Source organism: Microbacterium sp. bgisy189, from assembly GCF_965345345.1.
Taxonomy (GTDB): domain Bacteria; phylum Actinomycetota; class Actinomycetes; order Actinomycetales; family Microbacteriaceae; genus Microbacterium.
Genome location: NZ_CBDRMZ010000009.1, coordinates 109473 through 128484, shown reverse-complemented (window position 1 = coordinate 128484; position 19012 = coordinate 109473). Strand labels below are relative to the sequence as shown.

17 protein-coding genes are annotated in these 19012 nt (G+C 69.5%); 7 read left to right on the top strand and 10 right to left on the bottom strand.

Going from position 1 to position 19012, the window contains the following annotated elements; all coding sequences use genetic code 11:
* Positions 1-224: 224 nt before the first annotated feature.
* From ACSF8R_RS12075 to ACSF8R_RS12040, 8 genes are all read right to left on the bottom strand, one after another.
* Positions 225-662, bottom strand: coding sequence for a hypothetical protein (locus ACSF8R_RS12075; RefSeq protein ID WP_434812125.1), 438 nt, complete (start codon positions 660-662; stop codon positions 225-227).
* Complete coding sequence (locus ACSF8R_RS12070; RefSeq protein ID WP_434812124.1) at positions 659-2185, bottom strand: YifB family Mg chelatase-like AAA ATPase; 1527 nt, start codon at positions 2183-2185, stop codon at positions 659-661. The genes ACSF8R_RS12075 and ACSF8R_RS12070 overlap by 4 nt, the downstream gene beginning before the upstream one ends.
* Complete coding sequence (locus ACSF8R_RS12065) at positions 2182-2535, bottom strand: YraN family protein (RefSeq protein WP_434812123.1); 354 nt, start codon at positions 2533-2535, stop codon at positions 2182-2184. The genes ACSF8R_RS12070 and ACSF8R_RS12065 overlap by 4 nt, the downstream gene beginning before the upstream one ends.
* 95 nt (positions 2536-2630) lie before the next feature.
* Positions 2631-2954, bottom strand: coding sequence for a DUF2469 family protein (locus ACSF8R_RS12060; RefSeq protein WP_434812122.1), 324 nt, complete (start codon positions 2952-2954; stop codon positions 2631-2633).
* A gap of 42 nt (positions 2955-2996) precedes the next feature.
* A complete protein-coding gene (locus tag ACSF8R_RS12055; protein WP_434812121.1) occupies positions 2997-3656 on the bottom strand; it encodes a ribonuclease HII in 660 nt (219 codons plus the stop codon).
* A complete protein-coding gene (lepB, locus tag ACSF8R_RS12050) occupies positions 3653-4375 on the bottom strand; it encodes a signal peptidase I (RefSeq protein ID WP_434812120.1) in 723 nt (240 codons plus the stop codon). The genes ACSF8R_RS12055 and lepB overlap by 4 nt, the downstream gene beginning before the upstream one ends.
* 151 nt (positions 4376-4526) lie before the next feature.
* A complete protein-coding gene (gene rplS / locus ACSF8R_RS12045) occupies positions 4527-4874 on the bottom strand; it encodes a 50S ribosomal protein L19 (RefSeq protein WP_434812133.1) in 348 nt (115 codons plus the stop codon).
* Positions 4875-5035: 161 nt separating this feature from the next.
* Positions 5036-5533 carry an MFS transporter permease gene (locus tag ACSF8R_RS12040; RefSeq protein ID WP_434812119.1) on the bottom strand — a complete coding sequence of 166 codons (498 nt, stop codon included), beginning with the start codon at positions 5531-5533 and terminating at the stop codon, positions 5036-5038.
* 56 nt (positions 5534-5589) lie between these two features.
* Here ACSF8R_RS12040 and map point away from each other — a divergent pair, with 56 nt between their 5' ends.
* The 6 genes from map (at position 5590) to ACSF8R_RS12010 (ending at position 12622) form a co-directional block, all read left to right on the top strand.
* Complete coding sequence (map, locus tag ACSF8R_RS12035) at positions 5590-6372, top strand: type I methionyl aminopeptidase (protein WP_434812118.1); 783 nt, start codon at positions 5590-5592, stop codon at positions 6370-6372.
* A 224-nt stretch (positions 6373-6596) separates the two neighbouring features.
* On the top strand, positions 6597-9173 hold the full coding sequence (nirB, locus tag ACSF8R_RS12030) for a nitrite reductase large subunit NirB (RefSeq protein WP_434812132.1): 2577 nt from the start codon (positions 6597-6599) through the stop codon (positions 9171-9173).
* Positions 9170-9550 carry a nitrite reductase small subunit NirD gene (gene nirD, locus ACSF8R_RS12025; RefSeq protein WP_434812117.1) on the top strand — a complete coding sequence of 127 codons (381 nt, stop codon included), beginning with the start codon at positions 9170-9172 and terminating at the stop codon, positions 9548-9550. The genes nirB and nirD overlap by 4 nt, the downstream gene beginning before the upstream one ends.
* Positions 9547-10782: a uroporphyrinogen-III C-methyltransferase gene (cobA, locus tag ACSF8R_RS12020; RefSeq protein ID WP_434812116.1), complete on the top strand. Its 1236-nt coding sequence runs from the start codon at positions 9547-9549 to the stop codon at positions 10780-10782. The genes nirD and cobA overlap by 4 nt, the downstream gene beginning before the upstream one ends.
* The gene (locus ACSF8R_RS12015; RefSeq protein WP_434812115.1) at positions 10779-11921 is read left to right on the top strand and encodes a uroporphyrinogen-III synthase; all 1143 of its coding nucleotides are present in this window, start codon (positions 10779-10781) and stop codon (positions 11919-11921) included. The genes cobA and ACSF8R_RS12015 overlap by 4 nt, the downstream gene beginning before the upstream one ends.
* On the top strand, positions 11918-12622 hold the full coding sequence (locus ACSF8R_RS12010) for a sirohydrochlorin chelatase (RefSeq protein ID WP_434812114.1): 705 nt from the start codon (positions 11918-11920) through the stop codon (positions 12620-12622). The genes ACSF8R_RS12015 and ACSF8R_RS12010 overlap by 4 nt, the downstream gene beginning before the upstream one ends.
* On the opposite strand, the gene trmD is transcribed toward ACSF8R_RS12010, so the two are convergent.
* On the bottom strand, positions 12577-13314 hold the full coding sequence (gene trmD, locus ACSF8R_RS12005; RefSeq protein WP_434812113.1) for a tRNA (guanosine(37)-N1)-methyltransferase TrmD: 738 nt from the start codon (positions 13312-13314) through the stop codon (positions 12577-12579). The genes ACSF8R_RS12010 and trmD overlap by 46 nt on opposite strands.
* Before the next feature lie 173 nt (positions 13315-13487).
* Here trmD and ACSF8R_RS12000 point away from each other — a divergent pair, with 173 nt between their 5' ends.
* Positions 13488-14906: an MFS transporter gene (locus ACSF8R_RS12000; protein WP_434812112.1), complete on the top strand. Its 1419-nt coding sequence runs from the start codon at positions 13488-13490 to the stop codon at positions 14904-14906.
* A 70-nt stretch (positions 14907-14976) separates the two neighbouring features.
* On the opposite strand, the gene ACSF8R_RS11995 is transcribed toward ACSF8R_RS12000, so the two are convergent.
* Entirely contained in the window at positions 14977-18972 is a 3996-nt protein-coding gene (locus ACSF8R_RS11995) for a molybdopterin-dependent oxidoreductase (RefSeq protein WP_434812111.1), read from the bottom strand.
* Between the last annotated feature and the right edge of the window lie 40 nt (positions 18973-19012).

Genomic DNA, 19012 nt, shown 5'->3' with positions numbered 1-19012 from the left:
GTGGTCTACGCCCAACCTTCGCGCACCGGCTTCGCCTGCGAAGCTCAGACCCGTCAGCCTAGAAAGCCCATCGGAAAAATCGTGGTCGTTCGATCCTCCTCGACTCGGCCAGCGGGAACTCCACCAGCATCGTGGACTCTTCCGTCTCGAAAACCTGCTCCGGGATCGCACACCCCTGCAAGCCGATGGAAGACGCCGCTCAACTTGGTTTGGTTACTCACGCCCTAACACGGCAATAGCGCGAGATTCAATTCCGCAGCATGCCAGTCGGTCGGCGCATTCGACTCGAGGGCTTGGGCACCGCGAACCCAGAGCGCGATCGGCGCATGCGTGCCCAGGTCGTCGACCCGCCGCGGCCACTCCGGGTCGCCGGGGACGACCAGTCTGACGCCGACACGTCGGGCATCGTCCACGGCGCGGTGGGCATCGCTCGCCCGGGGGCGCCAGCGCGCCCGTGCCCGTGAGAACGTCCGTTCGTCGAGACCCGCTACGGCGGCCGCCGCGGCATCACCGTCGGCCGCGGCCTGCCAGGCGCGTTCGGCGCCGAGCGTGGCGACCAGTGCTCCGGCGATGCCGTCACCGGGCTCCACGACGCCCGACCACAGCGCGCGTGCGTGTCGTTCTTCCGCCGCCGACCCGTGTTGCTGCGCCCCCGCACTCATGCGGCGATCCCCTTCTTGAGGAACAGCGCCCTGCCCACGTCGGCGAGCGACAACCGCTCATTGCCGGCAAGGTCCGCCACCGACCACGCGACGCGGAGCACCCGGTCGTAGCCACGAAGCGTCAGGGAGCCGCGACGCAACGCATCGTCCAACGGTCGCCGCACATCGGAGGGCGGGGCGTGCGGTCCCGTGCGCAACCAGGTGCCGGGCACGTCGACGTTGCGCTGCCAAGGCGTGCCCGCCAGCCGGACGGCTGTGCGTTCACGAGCTGCGATGACAGCCTCACGCGCCGACGCCGTCGTTCGCTCGCCGCGCCCCGATGCCGGGGCTGCGCTCACACGGCGAAGTCCCAGTTCGATGTCGATGCGATCACGCAGGGGCCCCGACAGTCGCGCCGCGTACCGCCGGATCGCCTGTGGCGGGCACTCGCACGCCGCGCCAGGGACGCCGTGGTTGCCGCATGGGCATGGATTCGTCGCGACGACCAGCTGGAACCGGGCCGGGAAGGTCGCCCGGAAGCCGGATCGGTGGATTTCAATGACACCGGACTCCAACGGCTGGCGGAGGGCGTCGAGCGCCTGCGCCGTGTACTCCCCCGCCTCATCGAGGAACAGCACACCGCCACTCGCACGTGCGATGGCTCCGGGCCGCACGGTTCGGCTGCCGCCGCCGATGAGGGCGGCCGTGCTCGTGGTGTGGTGGGGTGCTTCGAACGGTGGCTCGCGATGCAGCGTCGTCACCGAGCGCCCGGCGAGGGATCTGACGGCGGCGGCATGCAGCGCCTCGCGGTCGTCGAGCTCGGGGAGGATGCCGGTGAGTCGCCTTGCGAGCATCGTCTTGCCCGCACCCGGTGGGCCGCTCAGGAGCAGATGGTGACCGCCGGCAGCGGCGACGACGAGCGCGTCGACCGCGTCGCGCTGGCCCACGACCTCCGCCAGATCGAGCAGTGCGGACGACGTCTCATCTGCCGCGGTCGCCGCAGCGACCGGTTCGACCTCGCGCGGATCCAGCTCGAGCCCGTGGCAGCCTGCGACCTGGCGCAGACTGGCGGCCGCGACGACGTCGACCCCGTCGACGAGTCGAGCTTCGTCCCCGTTGGCCCACGGCACGACGACACGGGTGAAGCCCGCGCGCGCCGCTGCCATGACGGCGGGAAGCACGCCTGCGATCGGACGAAGCCGCCCGTCGAGCGCGAGTTCGCCGATGTGGACCGTCGTGGCGAGCGATCGTGCGTCCATTGCGTGCTGCGTCGCCAGGGCGGCGACCGCGATCGCGAGGTCGAGGCCGGAGCCGTGCTTGGGCAAGTCGGCCGGTGACAAGCTCACGGTCAGGCGCCGGCGCGGCAGGTCCAGTTCACTGTTGGCACACGCGTTCCTCACGCGCTGACGTGCCTCACCGATCGCGCGATCGGCGAGTCCGATGACTTGGAAGTCCGGCGTCTGGCTCGTGACGTCGGCCTCCACTTCGACGAGGTCGCCGACCAGTCCCGTCAGCACGACAGCCCAGGTACGCGGGAGGCTCATCGCAGGTCCCGCCAGTGCTCCAGGCCGTCGCCGGGCCCGACGACGCCGACGACGTCGACCCGCACCCGCTTCGGCAGCGGTTGGTCGGCGTGGGCGGCGCGCCACGCGTGCGCGAGGCGCCACAGCCGATCACGCTTTCGGTCGTCGATCGCGTCGAACGGATGCCCGTACCCCGTGGTGCGCCGTGTCTTGACCTCGACCACGACGAGTTCGTCACCGTCGATCGCGACGATGTCGAGCTCGCCCTGCGCGCAACGCCAGTTGCGATCGACGACTGTGAGTCCTGCATCCGCCAGGTGCAGCGCCGCGAGCTCCTCGCCGGCCCTGCCCCGCTCGTCCTTCTGTGCCATGTGGGCAAGCGTGCCCTCGCCCTGAGGACGGATGCGGGCGCGGTACGGCGAGTGTGGACAGTGCGCGAATCGCGTCGACTGTGCAGAAGCCGGCGTCAGCCGTCGAGTGAGAGCTCTTCAGGCAATTGGAAGTCGCGCCGCTGCAGTTCTTCGACGTTCACGTCCTTGAACGTGAGCACGCGAACCGACTTCACGAAGCGGTCGGCGCGGTAGATGTCCCAGACCCACACGTCGGTCATCGAGATCTCGAAGTAGAAGTCGTGCTCGGTGTCGCGGCGCACGACGTTGACGTCGTTGGCAAGGTAGAACCTGCGCTCGGTCTCGATCACGTATTGGAACTGCGAAACGACGTCCCGGTACTCCCGGTACAGGGCGAGCTCCAGCTCGCGGTCGTAATCGTCGAAGACCTCGTCATCCATGGTGACTCCATCCTAGGCGCGCGCACGACGCGCGGAGCGCCGTCAGAACAGCGTGGGGGCGTCCGCGATCGCCCACGATGCACGATGGTGCGTGCTGAGCCCGAGTTCCCGGATCGCTGCGCGGTGCTCGGGACTCGCGTAGCCCTTGTTGCGCGACCACTGGTAGGCCGGGAACTCGTCATGCAGGTCGGTCATGAAGGCGTCGCGTGCGACCTTTGCGACGACCGAGGCCGCCGCGGCACTCGCGCAGTCGCGGTCCGCCTTGACGATCGGACGGATCACCAGTCCCGCGCCACCGGCGGGGGTGATGTAGTCGTGGTTGCCGTCGAGGATGACGATCGCCTCCTCCGGCACGATGCTGCCCGCGCGCAGATCGGCGATCGCGCGCAGCGCCGCCAGGCCGAGCGCGCGCATGATGCCCACCTCGTCGACCTCGCGCGCGCTGGCCCACCCGACAGCGGACGCGTTGACCCAGGCCGCGGCGCGCGCAGCAACATCGGCACGCTTGTGCTCGGGCACGAGCTTCGAGTCGCGCAGGCCGTCCGGCACCCGCTTGCGAGCACGTGACGCGTCGACTGCGGCTGCTCCCACGGCGACCGGCCCAGCCAACGCGCCCCGGCCGACTTCATCGCACGCGATGACGACGGCGTGCTCGCGCAGCAGCCGCCGTTCGACGGTCAGGCGGGGCACCACAACGGTCATCGTGCCTCCGGCACCCCGTCGAACGTGTCGTGGTGCGCATCGATCAGACCGAATCGGCCGAGCGGCCACGTCACGAGGAAGGCGCGACCGACGACGTTCTCGACGGGCACGAACCCTTCGGACGGCTGTTCGGTGTTGTAGCGGGAGTCGCGCGATGCATCGCGGTTGTCGCCGAGCACCCAGAGGGAGTCTTCGGGAACCGTGACGTCGAACGGCACCTCCTGGGGTGCCTTCTGCCCCTCGTTCAGGTGCAGATAGGCGCTCTCGTCGAGCGGCACGTCATTGACGGTGATCTGCCCGAGCGAGTTGCAGCACACGATGTGATCGCCCTCGACGCCGATGACGCGCTTGATGAGGTGGTCCTTGCTGTCGGATGCCGACAAGCCGACCATCGACAGCACCCAGTCAGCCGCTTCGAGGAGGGCCGGCTGCGGCGCCTCGGGTGTCACGGGGAGCCATCCGCCCGGATCCCGGAAGACGACGACGTCACCGCGGCTGTATCCGCCGAATCGCGGGGTGAGTTCGTCGACGAGGATGCGGTCGTCGATCTGCAGCGTCTGCTCCATCGATCCGGACGGAATGTAGAACGAACGCACCAGGAAGGTCTTGACCAGGAACGACACCACGATCGCGATCAGCAGGATCACGAGGACGTCGCGGACCAGCGGCCAGAGGCTGCGGCGGCGGGTCCTCCGGGCGAGGGTGGAGTCGGAGCTCATGCAGGTCTTTCGTCGCGGCTCGCCGCGGATCGGGCAGCCGATATCAAGGGTCGCACATCTGCGGTCATCCGACAGCGGCGACGCACGTGTGCCGGAACGCAGCGACGCCCCGTACCGAAAGGCGGCGGGGCGTCGCTGGGAAGGGCGCGGGTCAGTGCTCGCGCTTCTCCTTGATCTTGGCCTTCTTGCCGCGCAGGTTGCGCAGGTAGTACAGCTTTGCGCGACGCACGTCACCGCGGGTGACGACCTCGATGTGGTCGATCACCGGGGAGTGCACCGGGAAGGTGCGCTCGACGCCCACCTGGAAGCTGATCTTGCGGACCGTGAAGGTCTCGCGCACACCGTCGCCCGAGCGGCCGATGACGACGCCCTGGAACACCTGGATGCGCGAGCGGTTGCCTTCGGTGATGTTGACGTGCACCTTGACGGTGTCGCCGGCGTTGAAGGCGGGGATGTCGGAGCGCAGCGATGCCGCGTCGACGGAGTCGAGGATCTGCATGATCGTCACTTCCTGCGACCGCCACAGGTCGATCGCGAGAGTCAAAGGGAAAGAGGTGTGGTGTGCCCGCGCGGTCGAAGCCGACCGCGTGCTCCCCTGAGGCAGAGTTGTTCAGGGCACAAAGAACTATTCTGCCACGTCTGACGACGGCATCCAAACCGTCACGGCGCGGTCGGGCGATCCGTCTCGTTGATGATGATCACCTGCGGGTCGGTGCGCTGCGAGGTGGGACGTTCGGCGGCCGGTATGAACAGCGTGCCATCGGCTGCGCGCTCCATCCGCGCGCCCGGGCGGGCCTCACGGAACAGCTGCCACAGCGAGACCCAGAACAAGGCGAGGAACGCCACGGTGGCCAGCGCCACGAGCCCCCAGAATCCGCCCTCGGGGTAGAAGCCGGCGGCGATCGTCAGGGCATGCCAGACCCCGAACCCGAGCATGTCCCACCACGAGACCGCGCGCGAGTGGCGGACGGTGCCGCGCGCGCGCACCAGCAGTGTGACGACGAGTTGGCCGAGGAAGACGGCGGGCATCGCGATCAGGAGCACCATCAGCAGGGCCCAGCCGCCGGCATCGAAGGAGATCCACCCGATCAGCAGCCACAGCGGCAGCACGAAGGCCGCTGGAACGAGCCAGTGGAAGAACGCTCGACGCACCCGCATGTCTTCGACTGTACGCCGGTCAGCCACAATGGAAGCTGAGGAAAGGACCACACCCCATGATCGAACTTCGCACCCCCGCCGAGATCGACGCGATGCGACCGGCCGGACGCTTCGTCGCCGAGGTGCTCGCGACGCTGCGCGAAGAGACGACCGTGGGCACGAACCTCCTCGCGATCGACCGCCGCGCACATGATCTCATCCGTCGTGCGGGGGCGACCAGTTGCTATATCGACTACCACCCTTCATTCGGCGCGAGCCCGTTCGGCAAGGTCATCTGCACCTCGATCAACGACGCCGTGCTGCACGGACTCCCGCACGACTACGCACTGCGCGACGGCGACCTCGTCTCGCTCGACTTCGCGGTGAGCGTCGACGGCTGGGTCGCCGATTCCGCCGTCTCCTTCGTCGTCGGCACGCCTCGCGACGAAGACCTCGCGGTCATCGACACGGCTGAGCGCGCGCTGGATGCCGCGATCTCGGCGGCCGTCGTCGGCAACCGCATCGGCGACATCTCGCACGCGATCGCCGAGGTCGCCCGGGCCGACGGATATCGCATCAACACGGACTTCGGCGGCCACGGGGTGGGCCGCATCATGCACGGCGACCCGCACGTGCCCAACGACGGCAAGGCGGGTCGCGGGTATCCGTTGCGCGAAGGCCTGGTCGTCGCGCTCGAGCCGTGGTTCCTGCAGACCACCGACGAGCTGATCACCGATCCCGACGGGTGGACGCTGCGTTCGGTCGATGGCTCGCGCGGCGCGCACGCGGAGCACACGGTAGCCATGACCGCCGACGGACCGATCGTGCTGACCGATCGCTCGTTCCTCGGCGTCGACTGACCTCACGCCGCCGCGGTCGACGATGTGAGGGAATCGTTCGCTGCGGGTAACGACGGCGCACCGCGCCCGGTAACACCGCGCTCCTAGCGTGACGGCATCGCCGCCGACAAGGAGACGCAATGACCGACGCAGACCGCGCGCAGTCCGTGCACGCGAATGGATCCGTCAACAGCCCGAAACACGACGCTGATCCGTCCGCAACATCCCCCGCGTACCGTGACGGCATGCACCACCCGTCGCCCGCACAGCGCATCGTCGTGGTGGGGGCCGGGATGGTCGCCCACCGCTTCGTCGAGAGCCTGCTCACCCGTACGGATGCGCAAATCGAGCTCACCGTCATCGGCGACGAGGGGCGCGCGCCGTACGACCGTGTCGGGCTGACCTCGTTCTTCACGGGCGCCTCCCCCGACGACCTCGAACTCGACCCGACCGTCTTCGCGGACGAGCGCCTGCACTTCATCCGCGGAGACGCCGTGACGCGGGTGGATCGGTCTGCGCGCACGGTCACCACCGCGAGCGGGGTCGTCGTTCCCTACGACACGCTCGTCCTCGCGACGGGGTCGTACGCGGCCAAGCTCGCCGTGGACGGATTCGAGCTCGCCGGGTGCTTCGTCTACCGCACGCTCGACGACGTCGAGCGCCTCCGGTCGTTCGTGCAGGCCCGTTCCCGCCAGCTCGGCAGGCCACTCACCGGCACGGTGATCGGCGGCGGGTTGCTCGGGCTCGAAGCAGCGGGCGCGTTGCAGGGACTGGATGTGGCGTGCACGGTCGTGCAGTCCTCCGACCGGCTCATGTCCGCCCAGCTCGACGCACCGGCCGGCGCCGCGCTTCGACGACTCATCGAACAGCGCGGCATCCGCGTGCGCACCGAATCGATCACGACACGGCTCGATCCGGACCGCTCGGGCCAGGTGGCGGGCCTCGAGTTCCGCAACGGCGAGTACGAGCAGACCGACGTCGTCGTCTTCACGGTCGGTGTCCGGCCGCGGGACGAGCTCGCCAGGGCCGCAGGGCTCGACGTGCACGCCCGCGGCGGCGTGCGCATCGACGAGCGCTGCCAGACCTCCGACCCCGCGATCCTCGCGATCGGCGAGGTCGCCAACTTCGACGACCAGTGCGTCGGGCTCGTCGCCCCCGGCTACGCGATGGCCGAAGTCGCTGCGACCGGCCTGCTCGGCGGGGATGCGACCTTCCCCGGGTACGACCTGTCGACCAAGCTCAAGCTCAACGGCGTCGACGTCGCCAGCTTCGGCGACGCGTTCGCGACGACACCCGGTGCGCTCGACGTCACCTACGCGGATCCGGTCGCCGGCGTCTACAAGAAGCTCGTGATGACCGATGACGCGAAGACGCTGCTCGGTGGCATCCTCGTCGGTGACGCGTCGGCGTACGGCTCGCTCCGCCCCTTCCTCGGGAGTGCCCTCGGCGGCGACCCGTCAGCGTACCTGTTGCCCGAAGGCGGCGGTGCGGCGCCGACGGGCGAATTGCCGGACGCTGCGCTCGTCTGCTCGTGCAACAGCGTCTCGGCCGGCACCATCCGCAGCGCGGTGCACGAGCAGGGATGCACCGACGTCACGGCCGTGAAGGCCTGCACGAAGGCGGGCGCAGCCTGCGGCTCGTGCCTCACGATGGTCAAGAAGATCGTCGGGACGGAGCTCGCCAAGACCGGCGCCGCACTCAGCAGCGCGATGTGCGAGCACTTCGACATGTCGCGTCGCCAGCTCTTCGATGCCGTCCGCGTGTCGGGGCTCACGACCTTCAGCGCCGTCATCGAGCGGTTCGGCACCGGACGCGGCTGCGATATCTGCAAGCCGGCGCTCGCCAGCATCCTGTCGACCCTCGTCGGTCGCCATGTGCTCGACGGCGAGAACGCGACCCTGCAGGACACCAACGATCACGTGATGGCGAACCTGCAGAAGGACGGCAGCTATTCGGTCGTGCCGCGCGTCCCCGGCGGTGAGATCACCCCGGAAGGCCTCATCGTCATCGGACAGATCGCGAAGGAGTTCGGCCTCTACACGAAGATCACCGGCGGCCAGCGTATCGACATGTTCGGCGCGCGCCTCGAGCAGCTGCCGCTCGTGTGGCGCAAGCTCGTCGATGCCGGATTCGAATCCGGCCACGCCTACGGCAAATCGCTGCGCACGGTGAAGTCCTGCGTCGGCTCCACCTGGTGCCGCTACGGCGTGCAGGACTCCGTCGGCATGGCCGTCGCGCTCGAACTGCGCTACCGCGGCCTCCGATCGCCCCACAAGATCAAACTCGGTGTGTCGGGCTGCGCCCGCGAATGCGCGGAGGCACGCGGCAAGGATGTCGGCGTCATCGCGACCGAGGCCGGCTGGAACATGTACGTCGGCGGCAACGGTGGCTTCACGCCGCGGCACGCCGTGCTGTTGGCAGAGGGACTGTCGGATGCCGAACTGCTCACCGCGATCGACCGCTTCTTGATGTACTACATCTTCACGGCCGACCGTCTGCAGCGCACGGCGCCGTGGTTCGAGGAGCTTGACGGCGGGATCGACGGGTTGCGCGAGGTGATCTTCGACGACAGCCTCGGCATCTGCGCCGATCTCGACGCAGCGATGGCGACGCACATCGACGCGTACGAGGACGAGTGGAAGGCGACCCTCGAAGACCCCGACAAGCTCCGTCGCTTCGCGTCGTTCGTCAACGCCCCCGAAACCGCTGACCCGTCCCTCGCCTACACCGCCGAGCGGGGGCAGCCCCGCCCCGCGACACCGGAGGAGCGCACATCTGGTGCGACCCTCATCGCCGGAACGACCCTGGAGGTGCGCCGATGACGCTCATCGAACAGACCCCTGCCCGCGCTGATCTGCCGTCGTGGGTTCGGGTGTGCGCGCTCGGTGATCTCGAGACCGAACGCGGCCGCGCAGCCCTCATCGGCTCGACGCAACTCGCGCTGTTCCGCACCTACGCGGGCACGGTTCACGCGGTCTCGAACCTCGACCCGTACAGCGGCGCGCACGTGATCTCGCGCGGCATCGTCGGTACCCGACAGGATTCCCCGACCGTCGCCTCTCCCATGTACAAGCAGTCGTGGGACCTGCGAACGGGCATGTGCGTCGACCCGCAGGGCAAGGACCCGATCGACCTCGAGACCTGGCCCGTCGCGGTCACCGACGGCGATGTGTTCGTCAAGATCGGCACCCGCGCATGACGACGATGCTGGGGGTCTCGCTGGAGGGCCGCGACGTGCTGATGGTGGGCGGCGGAGATGTCACCGCCCGTCGACTCGAACGGCTGCTCGCGGAAGGCGCGCGTGTGCGCATCGTCGCCCCGGCCCTCAGCGCACGAACTGCCGAGCTGGTCGCCCAGAGCACGGCGACATGGGTGCAGCGCGCCGTGCAGGACGCCGATCTGGATGGCGTCTGGCTCGTCCACACCGCCACCGGTGATGCGGAGCGCGATCTCCAGGTCGCCGCCGTCTGCGAATCACGACGCATCCTCTGTGTCAACGCGTCGGACGGCGCGCACGGAACCGCGCGCATCGCCGCCGAGACGCGTGCAGGCGACGTGATCGTGGGCGTCGTCTCGGATGCCGGTGTCGACCCGCGCCGGGCAGGCCGACTGCGCGACGCGATCGCCGCGCAGGTGCGGGAGGGGCGTCTGCCACTGCGCCGGCGACGTTCCACCGCCGTCGGATCGGTCGCACTCGTCGGCGGGGGCCCCGGACCGACGGATCTGATCACCGTGCGCGGTCGGCGTCTGCTGGCCGAAGCCGACGTCGTTGTCGCAGACAGACTCGGCCCCGTCGACGTGTTGGCCGAACTCGATCCCGATGTCGAGGTCATCGACGTGGGCAAGCGTCCCGGGCACCACCCCGTGCCGCAGGAGGAGATCAATGCGCTCCTCGTGGCGCATGCACGTCGCGGGCTGCGCGTCGTACGACTCAAGGGCGGCGACCCGTTCGTCTTCGGTCGCGGCGGCGAGGAGGTCGCTGCCTGCACGGCAGCCGGCGTACCCGTCGATGTCGTGCCAGGACTGACGTCGGTGGTCTCCGTGCCGCAGGCTGCCGGCATCCCCGTGACGCATCGCGGGACCGCCGCCTCCCTGCATGTCGTGAACGGGCAGGGCACCATCACCGCAGCGACCCGCGCGGCGATGGCGGACGGCGAGACGACCACGGTCATCCTCATGGGCGTCGCGGCGCTCCCCCGGCTGGTGGAGGCTGCCCGCGCAGCGGGCGCACCCGCAGACCGCCCGGTCGCGATCGTGCAGGAGGGGCACACCGACCGGCAGCGTACGCTCCGGTCGACACTCGACGAGGTCGTCGACGACGCTCGGCGGGCGGGCGTGTCGAACCCGGCCGTCATCGTCTTCGGCGACGTGGCCCGCGCCGGGCTGCTGCTGCACCCCGAACAACAGGCTGCTGGAGTGCCGAGCCCGTGACCGAACGCACCACCCTCTCGGCCGCACTCGCCGGCTGCAACATCGTCATCGCCGTCGACCGCCGCGCCGGTGAGCTCTCCGCGGCGCTCGAACGCCACGGTGCCGCCGTGACCCAGGCGCCGGCGCTCACGATCGTGCCCCACGTCGACGACGAATCGCTCATCGAGGTGACCCGAGCCTTGATCGCCGCGCCGCCGGAGGTCGTCGTGGCGACCACCGGGGTCGGCTTCCGCGGGTGGATGGAAGCGGCCGATGAAGCGGGACTCGCCGACGAACTTCACGCCGCGTTGCGATGTGCCCAGTTCGTCGCCCGCGGACCGAAGGCCCGCGGTGCCATCCAGCAGGCCGGCTTCACCGCCGATTGGGTCGCCGAATCCGAGACCGCGCACGAGCTCGGCGAGTTCTTGATCGCCCAGGGGGTCGCGGGACGCCGCGTGGCGGTGCAGCACCACGGCTCCGGCGCCGACGGCCTCGACGAACTGTTTCACCGCCACGGCGCGGACGTCGTCTCCCTCACGGTGTACCGCTGGGGACCGCCGCCGGACGCCGGGGTCGTCGCCCGCTCTGTCGCGAGCTGTGCTGGCGGCGAGGTGGATGCCGTCCTGTTCACGTCTGCGCCGGGAGCGTCAGAGTGGCTGTCCGCCGCCCGCGAGACCGGCGCGCTGCACGACATCCTGGACCGCGTCGACCAGGGGCGTCTCCTGTTCGCCGCCGTCGGTCCGGTCACAGCGCGCCCCCTTCGCGCGGTCGGGATCGCGCCGCTCATGCCTGATCGCGGCCGGCTCGGCGCGCTTGTGCGAGCCGTCGTCACGCACTTCGGTAGCGGACACGCCCGATCACTGTCGACGACGCAGGGAGAGCTCGAATTGCGCAGCTGCGGCGCGGTGCTCGATGGGGAGTACCTGCCGTTGAGCCGCAGCGGTGCCGATCTGCTGGCGGGCCTGTTCGCCGCGGGCGGCGGTGTCGTCTCCCGTGCCGCGCTCCAAGACCTGCTGCCCGGCACGAGCCAGAACACGCACGCCACCGAAATGGCGATCGCACGGTTGCGCGAGGCACTCGGTGCCCCCGATCTGATCAAGACCGTCGTCAAACGCGGGTACCGTCTCGATGTGCTCGATCCGGCGGAGGCGACGGCATGACCCCGACGCTCATCGCGTGCTCGCACGGCACCCGCTCGCCCTCAGGGCAGGTGGCCATCCGCGCACTCATCGACCAGGTGCGCACCCTGCTTCCCCACGTTCGTGTGCTCGAAGCGTTCGTCGACGTGCAGGAACCCGCCGTCGCCGACGTCGTCGCGGACGCCGTCGCCGAGGGCCCCGTCGTCGTGGTGCCGGTGCTGTTGTCGACGGGGTTCCACACGAAGGTCGACATTGCCGAAGCGGTCGCGCCGTACGGTGATCGCGCGGTGGCCGCGGCCCCGCTCGGTCCGCACGATCTGCTTGCGCTGACGCTGGAGTCGCGCCTCGAGGAGGTGCGCCTCGCGGCCGACGACATCCTCATTCTCGCCGCGGCCGGATCGACTGATCCGGCGGCCGCGGACGCCGTGCGGATCGTGGCCGGCCGCCTCGGCACCTGCTTGCATCGACCGGTGACGGTCGCGTTCGCCGCCGGTGCGCAGCCGAGGATCGGCGACGCGGTGGCCGCAGCCCGCGCCGACGGCGCCGAACGCGTCGTCGTGGCCAGCTACGTCTTGGCGCCCGGGTATTTCGCCGACGTCGTGTCGGGGGCCGGAGCGGACGTCGTCACCGCGCCGCTCGCCCCGGATGTGCGAGTCGCGGGCGTCATCGCCGAACGCTATTCGGAAGCGGTCGCACGGGTGGCGGCACCGTCGGCGGCGTGAGTGCCGTCGGCGTCGTCCGCCAGCAGATCGGGGCGCAGGCGACGGGTGCGCTCGAGCGATTGCTCATGCCGCCATGTCGCGATCGCGCCGTGATTGCCGCTGAGCAGCACGGCGGGCACGGCGCGCTCCCGCCACACGGCGGGCTTCGTGTAGCTGGGGTATTCGAGCAAGCCGGATTCGTGGGACTCCTCGACCAGGCTGTGCGGGTTGCCGACCATGCCTGGAAGCAGCCTGCCGACGGCCTCGATGACGGCCATCGCGGCGACCTCGCCGCCATTGAGAACGTAGTCCCCCAGGCTCACCAGCCGCACCCGACCGCGCTCGGCGTAGTGGTCGACGACCCGCTGATCGATCCCCTCGTAGCGCCCGCAGGCGAACACGAGATGGGACTCGGTCGCCAGCTCGCGCGCCATCCGCTGCGTGAACTGCTCCCCCGCGGGCGAGGGCACCAGCAGCACGGTGTCTTCGGAGAGGATGCCGTCGAGCGTCTCACCCCACGGCTCAGGCTTCATCACCATGCCGGCGCCGCCTCCGTAGGGCGTGTCGTCGACGGTGCGATGGCGGTCGTGGGCGGCGTCGCGCAGATCGTGCACCCGCACATCGAGAATCCCGCGCTCACGCGCCTTGCCGACCAGCGAGACATCGAGCACATCGAAGAACGCGGGAAAGATCGTCACGATGTCGATGCGCATGGTTTCGAGTGTAGGCGGGCCGCGTGTTTCGACCGTGTGACGCCGCACTCACCGGGAGCGGCGCAACCGGGTGACGCGAAAGTGACGCGGTGGAAACCGTCGCGGCCGGTCGCGCGAAACACGCGATCCCTAACCTCACTCGTGTACCCGTCGGACGACCCTGAGGACTCGCCATGACCACCTCTGCACCATCGCCGCGCGCCACCCCCGAATCCGCAGCCACCGTCGACGCGACTGAGGAGGTGACACTCACCCACCGCCCTGGTCGCTGGATCGACGGATGGAACCCCGAGAACGCCGGCTTCTGGGCGCGGGAGGGCCGCGGCATCGCTCGCCGCAACCTCGGCTGGTCGATCTTCGCCGAGTTCCTCGGCTTCATCGTCTGGCAGTTGTGGAGCATCGTCGTCGTGATGCTGCCGAACGCCGGCTTCACCCTTTCGACGTCTGAGTCGTTCTGGCTCATCTCGCTGCCGAGCCTCGTGGGCGCCACGCTGCGCTTCCCGTACACGTTCGCCGTGGCGACGTTCGGTGGGCGCAACTGGACCATCGTGTCGGCCGCTCTCCTGCTCATCCCGACGACGCTCCTCGGCTTCGTCGTGCAGAACCCCGAGACGCCGTTCTGGGTGCTGCTCACCGTCGCGGCCCTCGGCGGCGTGGGCGGCGGCAACTTCGCGAGCTCCATGGCCAACATCACCTACTTCTTCCCGCAGAAGGAGAAGGGTTGGGCGCTCGGCCTGAACGCGGCCGGCGGCAACATCGGCACGTCGGTCGCGCAGTTCCTCGTGCCCATCGCGGTGAGCATCACCGCCGGCATGACCTTCAGCATTTCCCTCGCCGGCTGGATGTGGATCCCGCTGATCCTGCTCGCCATGTGGGGGGCGTACCGCTACATGGACAACCTGTCGTCGGCCAAGGCGGACTTCGCCGGGTCGGCTGCGGCGCTCCGCGAACCGCACCTGTGGGTGCTCGCCCTGCTGTACATCGGCACGTTCGGTTCGTTCATCGGTTTCGCGAGCGTCTTCCCGAAGCTGATCGCCGACCAGTTCCCCGAGTTCTCGACCCTGCAGGTGGGTACCGCGGCTGTGTCGCTGGCGTTCCTCGGTGCGCTCGTCGGTTCGGTCGCCCGGCCCTACGGCGGCAAGCTCGCTGACCGCTTCGGTGGAGCGCGCATGACGGTGGCTGCGTTCGCGGTCATGGCCGCCGGTGCGCTGGCGCTGCCGCTGACGCTGCCGCTCGGCAACTTCTGGGTCTTCCTCGTCTGCTTCCTCGTGTTGTTCACCGCGACCGGCGTCGGCAACGGCTCGACCTACCGCATGATCCCGAACGTGTTCCACGCGCGCGCGCTCGCATCGCCGGATGCCGGTGACTTCACCGCATCGAAGCGCAAGGCGGCCGCAGCCCTGGGCCTGATCTCGGCGATCGGTGCGTACGGCGGCTTCCTCATCCCGCAGGTGCTCAACGCATCGCAGGCCGCAACAGGCGGCTACAGCGCCGCGTTCTACGGCTTCGTCGGGGCGTACCTCGTGCTGCTGCTCGTGACCCTGCTCGTGTATGTCGTCCCCCGTCGTTCCCTCGCGGGTGAACGCATCTGACCATCACCCTGCACACGATAGGGCCGCTCCTGACGGGGCGGCCCTTTCGCCGTAGGACCTGCTGACCTCGTCAGTACACGTCGCGGACGTAGCGCCCGGTGGCGACGAGCTGCGCCTTGTATTCGGCCGCGGCATCCTCACCCATCCCGCCGTGGCGGTGGATGAGTGCCGTCAAAGTCGCATCGACGTCGGCGGCCATGCGTGACGCGTCACCGCACACGTACACGTGCGCGCCGGCTTCGAGCCAGCGCCACAGTTCGGCGCCGTGCTCGACCATGCGGTCCTGTACGTAGATCTTCTGTCGCTGGTCGCGGGAGAAGGCGGTGTCCAGGCGCGTCAGGAAGCCGTCCGCGTGGAGGTCCAGCAGTTCGTCTCGGTAATAGAAGTCGCTCGCAGCGTGCTGTTCGCCGAAGAACAGCCAGTTCCGCCCGCGGTGACCGTCTGCGCGTCGGTCGTGGAGGAACCCGCGGAAGGGCGCGACGCCCGTGCCGGGACCGATCATGATCATCGGCGCGTCCGCGTCCTCGGGGGGACGGAACTGGGGCGAACGCTGCAGGAAGACAGGCACACGTGCTGCGGAGTCGGCATCGGCGAGCATCGAGGAGGCGACCCCGCCCCGACGGATGCCGCGATCGGTGAGGAAGCGGACGACCGCGACCGTGAGTTGGATCTCGTGCGGGCTCGTCTTCGGGCTCGACGAGATCGAGTACTGACGCGGCTGCAGGCGACCGAGCACGTCGGCCCACTCCTGCGCGGTCGCCTCGATCGGAAACTCCCGCAGCAAGTCGATGGCCTGGGTCGCCCACAGGTGCTGTTCCAGTCGCGCCGCGTTCTCACGACGTCGCAGCATCGCGAGCGTCGAGTCGCTGCTGCGCTCCCCCACGAAGTCGACGAACGAGGACGCGGTTCGCGTGATGTCGAGCGAGGTGGTGAGCGCGTCGTCGAGGAATTGCTCGCGTCCGTCGATGTCGACGATCGCGTCTGCCGGCAAACCCGTCACCTCGAGGAACTCCTCGACGAGTGCGGGTGGGTTCGCGCAGACCACGCCGAGGCTGTCACCGGCGGCGTAGGAGACACCCAGGCGCGCGACGTCGAACCCGAACTGACGCACCTCCTTGGCCGATCCCGCACCGCTCAGCAGCACGTTGCGCACGAGTGGGACGGCGACCGGGTTGGCGCGGGTGAACATGCGACGCACGGCCGGGGGTTCCGGCGCCGCGGGCGCCGATCCCGTCAAGGTCGCGACCATCGACCTGGACCAGGTCGCGGCGGCATCCTCGTAGTCCGGGTCGCTCTCCACGCGCGCCCAGAGCGGCGAGGCACCGAGTGCTGCCAGCCTCGCGTCGAGGCCTCGCCCGTAGCCGCAGTAGTCGTCGTAGCTCGGATCGCCGAGCGCGAAGACCGCGTACTCGAGGCCGTCGAGCGCAGGAGCGTCGTCCCCGCTGAGGCCCGCCCAGAACCCCGCCGCGTTGTCGGGCGGTCCTCCGTCACCGAAGGTCGACGTGACAACCAGCAGTCGGGGGATCTCGCGAAGATCCGAGGGGCTCAGCTCGGCCATGCTCGTCGTGCGCGCCGCGATCCCCGCCTGCTGCAACGCCTGGGCGCACTGCCGGGCGACCGCCTCAGCGTTGCCCGTCTGCGACCCCCACGCGATCGTCACGGCTGCGCCGTCGTCGGCGGACGGCGCCGCGCGGTCCGCGTACCTGCCGGCGAGCAGTCCATCGAACCACGCGCGCGCGATCGGATCCAGTGGCGCCGTCGAGGGGACGACGGGCACCCCGGTGCGCGGTGTCGCCTCGATCGCCGTCAGGAAGCCTGAGACGTATGCGGCCTCGGTCGGTCCCAGCGTCGGCGGGCCCGGGAGCGCCAGCCCCTGCACGGGTGCCGCTTCGACGGCCGCAGCGACACGACGCAGCGAGACCGCGGCGAACTTGAACTCGGGTTGCAGCGACGCGGCATCGACGGCATCGCTGGTGACGGCGTTGACCGTGAGATGCTCACCCTGCTCGTCGTTCCAGTGGAACGGGGCGAAGCAGTTGCCCGGTCGCACACGGTCGGTCACGACGGCGGGAAGGACGGCGCTCCCCCGGCGCGATGCGACCTCGACGCGATCGCCGGGCCCGATGCCGAACGCAGCGGCATCCGTGGGATGGATCTCGACGAATGGGTCGGGATTGAGTCGCACCAGTTTGTCGACCTTGCCGGTCTTCGTCATCGTGTGCCACTGGTGCTGCAGGCGACCGGTGTTCAGCACCCAGGGGTAGTCATCGTCTGGCAGTTCAGCCGGCCCGACGTGCGGCCGCGCGTGAAACTGCGCGCGCCGGCTCGGCGTGGGGAACGCGAGCGCGGGCTGTGCACCGTCGTCGTCGACGTGCAGGTGCTGGCTCACCCCGTCGTTGACGTACCTGATCGGATGCCGGTCGTCCGTATCGCCGGCGGGCGCCGGCCACTGGACGGGTCCGCGTCGGAGGCGGTCGTAGTCGATGCCCCGGATGTCCCAGCCCGTGCGCGGGTTCCAGAAGGTGCGGATCTCATCGAACACCTCGGACGCGTCGGCATAGTCGAAGCCCTCATACCCGAGCGCCTGCGCGACGTGGCAGATCAGCATCCAGTCGGGCAGCGCCTCGCCCGGTGCGGGTGCGGCGTGCTGGACGAGGGAGAGGGTGCGGTCGCTGCCGATCATGACGCCTTCGGACTCGACCCACAGTGTCGCCGGCAGCAGCACGTCGGCGTACGCGGCGGTCGCCGTATCGGCGAACACGTCCTGCACGATGACGAGGTCGGCCGCCTCCAGCCCCTCGATCACCGTGCGACGGTTCGCGACCGATGCGACCGGGTTGGTGCAGATGATCCACGCGGCCTTGATATCGCCGTCCGCCATCGCGTGGAACATGTCGATCGTGCCGCTGCCGGCATCGGTTCGCAGCGAACCGGGTTCCATGTTCCAGGCGGCCTCGACGAACGCGCGGTCGGCCGGATCGGCGGCCACGCGCTGGCCCGGCAGCCCCGGCCCCATGTAGCCCATCTCCCGCCCGCCCATCGCGTTCGGCTGCCCGGTCAGGGAGAACGGGCCGCTGCCGGTGCGGCAGATGGCTCCTGTCGCGAGGTGCAGGTTGCAGATCGCATTCGTGTTCCACGTGCCCTGCGTTGACTGGTTCAGGCCCATCGTCCACAGGGTCATCCACTCGCCGGCCTCGGCGATCCACGCAGCTGCCGTCCGGAGGTCTTGGACCGCCAGTCCGGTGATCTCGGCCACCCGCTCGGGCGGATAGTCGGCGAGCATGTCGACGACGGCATCCCATCCGTCGGTGTGGGCGGCGATGAACGCTTCGTCGATCGCGCCCGCATCAACGAGCAGACGCAGCAGGCCGTTCAGGAGTGCGAGATCGGTGCCGGGCGCGATGGCGAGGTGCAGGTCGGCGCGGGCGGCGGTCTCGGTACGCCGGGGGTCGACGACGATCATGCGTGCACCGCGCTTGAGGCGGTCGGCCATGCGCAGGAACACGATCGGATGGCAGTCGGCGGTGTTCGAACCGATGACGAAGAAGAGATCGGCATGGTCGATGTCTTCGTAGGAGCCGGGCGGGCCATCGGCGCCGAGCGATTGCTTATAGCCGGTGCCCGCAGACGCCATGCACAACCGGGAGTTCGACTCGATGTGCGGGCTGCGCAGCCGCCCCTTCACGAGTTTGTTGGACAGGTACTGCGCCTCGAGCGACATCTGCCCCGAGACGTAGACGGCCACGGCATCCGGTCCGTGCTCCGCAATGACCGCCTGCAATCCGCTCGCCGCGCGCTCGATCGCCTCGTCGAGTGCGATCTCGATCGCTGCCTCGCCGCGCTGCGGGCGTACGCGCGCGCGGGTGAGGCGACCCGGAGCCGCCATGAGGTCGACGTGGGTGGCGCCCTTGGTGCACAGTCGGCCCGCGTTCGTCGGGTGCTCACGATCGCCGACGGCCTTGACGACGCCGTCCGCGCCGCCGGTCACGGTGATGCCGCAGCCCACACCGCAGTACGAGCAGACCGTACGCAACGTCTGCGCGGGAGCCTGCGCGCCAACCGTCATGCACCGATGATCGCCGAGGCATGTTCCGGCAGGACGCCCA